This is a genomic window from Methanobrevibacter sp. (genome assembly GCF_045577275.1).
Taxonomy (GTDB): domain Archaea; phylum Methanobacteriota; class Methanobacteria; order Methanobacteriales; family Methanobacteriaceae; genus Methanobrevibacter.
Genome location: NZ_JAZNIB010000057.1, coordinates 1 through 2,585, shown reverse-complemented (window position 1 = coordinate 2,585; position 2,585 = coordinate 1). Strand labels below are relative to the sequence as shown.

General features: G+C 36.4%; 3 protein-coding genes. All 3 read right to left on the bottom strand.

What is annotated here, in order from left to right; all coding sequences use genetic code 11:
• A partial coding sequence (locus tag ACKI67_RS01820; RefSeq protein WP_407461690.1) for a CDP-glycerol glycerophosphotransferase family protein occupies positions 1–1,050 on the bottom strand: 1,050 nt, incomplete at its 3' end.
• 53 nt (positions 1,051–1,103) lie between these two features.
• Complete coding sequence (locus tag ACKI67_RS01815; protein WP_407461689.1) at positions 1,104–1,871, bottom strand: sugar phosphate nucleotidyltransferase; 768 nt, start codon at positions 1,869–1,871, stop codon at positions 1,104–1,106.
• Positions 1,872–1,942: 71 nt separating this feature from the next.
• On the bottom strand, positions 1,943–2,585 hold a 643-nt coding region (locus ACKI67_RS01810; RefSeq protein WP_407461688.1), incomplete at its 5' end, for an NAD(P)H-dependent glycerol-3-phosphate dehydrogenase.

Here is a 2,585-nt window from a genome sequence, read left to right as displayed (position 1 = left end):
GCAGATTGGACCTGGAACCTCTTCAACCATGTCAAAGTAAAAGTCCCTTAAATTGTTTTTATAGTTGTCCAAATCGTATGTAAAGAATAGCATAGGCCTTTTGAGGATGGAGTAGTCGAACATAACTGATGAATAGTCTGTAATCATCATATCAGAAATCAAGTAGAGTTCTTGAATGTCCCAGTCTGCATCACATTCTATAACGAAATTCTTGTATTTGCTCCAGTCTATATTTTCCTTTACTAAATAGTGGAATTTGACGATAAGTGCATATTCATCACTCAATTCATTGTACATCTTGTCGAAATCCATTTCTGTAGCAAACTTGTACTCCCCTTTTTGATAGTATTCATTGTCTCTCCATGTAGGGGCATAAAGAATGATTTTCTTGTCTTTAGGAATCTTGAGCCTTGTCTTTATCTCATCGATATCCTCTGGATTGTTCTTGTTTGTCAGGATGTCATTTCTAGGATATCCTATCTCAAGCATTTCACCCTTGAAGTCAAATGCCCTTCTGAAGATTTCAGATGAGTATTCATTTTGTGAAATAAGGTATTGCCAGACTTTTGTATTGTCTGTGAATTCCTTATGATAGGCTTCGATGTCTTGATTTCCGCTCATGTCAATGTAGTCCATATCCAAACCAAGTTTTTTAAGTGGAGTTCCATGCCATGTCTGGATGTATTTGGTGTTCTTGTTTTTCCTTAGGTAGTATAGATGTCTGGAATCGATGATCCAAGCTCCGCTTCTGAGGCTGTAGTATAGGAATCTGAAAAATGACCTCTTGACCTTTTTTGGATTTCCTGGAATCTTTGTGCTTGTATGAACCAATGACCATACACAGGTCATCTCATCATCAAGGCCTTGATTTAGTATTTCCTCATAGACATATCTAGGGTTTCCGGTATAGTTACGGCCATTGCTTGATTCAAAGAATATTATGTTTTTGTTTGGAGGGATAATATATGATCCAACTACATAGAGTGCCCTTGCAGAGTATTTGGCAGATATGTAGATTATATCCTTGATGAGCTTTTTCACATTTACCATATTATCCCTTTAAGTTCTAAATCAATATTCAAAATCTTCTTTATTGTATATATTTATCCTTCCAATTCCTTTACAAGCAATTGAGCGTTTTCCCAATCGGTGTGGTCATCGATTTCTGTCCATTTAAGGCCGTTTGTCAAGACAAAGTCGATGGTTTTGATTTTGCTTAAGTCCTTGTATGCAAAGTCATAATAGTTTTGAGGATCTTCTTCAATCAATCTTTCCAAGATTCTGTTGAATTCTGCAACGTCATCGCTTACAACTTTGGAGACTCCAATGAATTCTCCAGTGGAGGATGGAATGTCCAATCCTTTTCCGATTGAGTTGATTTTACCGTTAGCTATTGTTTTGTCTTCATTGAATGATTCGTCGTCAATGATCAATTTGAAGGATTCCTCATTAAGTTCCTTGAAGTTGTCTACAATCATTCCAGTGTTAGCTGAAGCAGCTAATCTTGTGACGATTTCAGGGTCTACGACATTGTCTCCATTGACTAAAATGAAGTCATCCAAGTCATTTTCTTCTATGTATTTGCTTGCAAGGTAGGTTGATACGGAAGTGTTTGTAACATCATACTTTTCGTTTGCAATTGTTTTAATTTCAATATCATACTTTTCAGCTATTTCAGGGCATAGGTCAATTACCTTATCCTTGTTGTATCCTACAATGACTATATATTTTTCAATACCTGCGTTAATGCAGTTTTTTATCATTCTTTCAAGCAAGGTAGTTTCATTGATTTTAAGCAATGCCTTAGGAATTTCCTTGGTAAGCGGCATTAATCTAGTTCCCATTCCAGCTGCCAATATTACGCCAATCATTTTATCACACTTTTTTAATCATAATTTTTTTAGTTTAATTTTAGTTAAATTTCAATAATAAATTTTAATCATTATTCTTCAATATTCTCCCACAATGTTTTGAATGCTATTTTTGGAGGTGTTTGCTTAACGATCACATCATAAACAAAGTCCACAATAACACTGTTGGTCTCATTCTTGTCGCAGATGTCCTTAATGGCCATGATTGAGTTCTTTCCTTCAAATACGATACCGCTTGCCTTTTCATCCACGATTATCCTTTGCCCATAAAGCATTCCAAGGGTATGGTTTCTACTTTCAGTTGATGTGGATGTGAGTACAAGGTCTCCAAATCCGCAGTATTGGCCTGCAGTGGCTACATCTCCACCGATAGCCTCAATTATTCGTCCGGTATCTTCGAAACCTTTTGTCAAAACACCATATCTTGCGTTTTCATTTATGTTCATACCTTCACAGATACCATTGGCTATTGCATTGATGTTCTTGATGACACCGCATATCTCAAGACCGATTACATCATCAAGAATCTTCACCTTGAATTGAGGGGTGGACAATACCTTTTTGACTTTCATTGCATTTTCTCTGCTTTTGGATGCAATGTTTGACACTGTTGCAAGACTCAAAACGATTTCAGATGCAAAATTAGGCCCTGACAATGCAACATAATTCTCATCAAAGTATTCTTCTATCAAAGCGCCCATTGTCTTTAGGGAA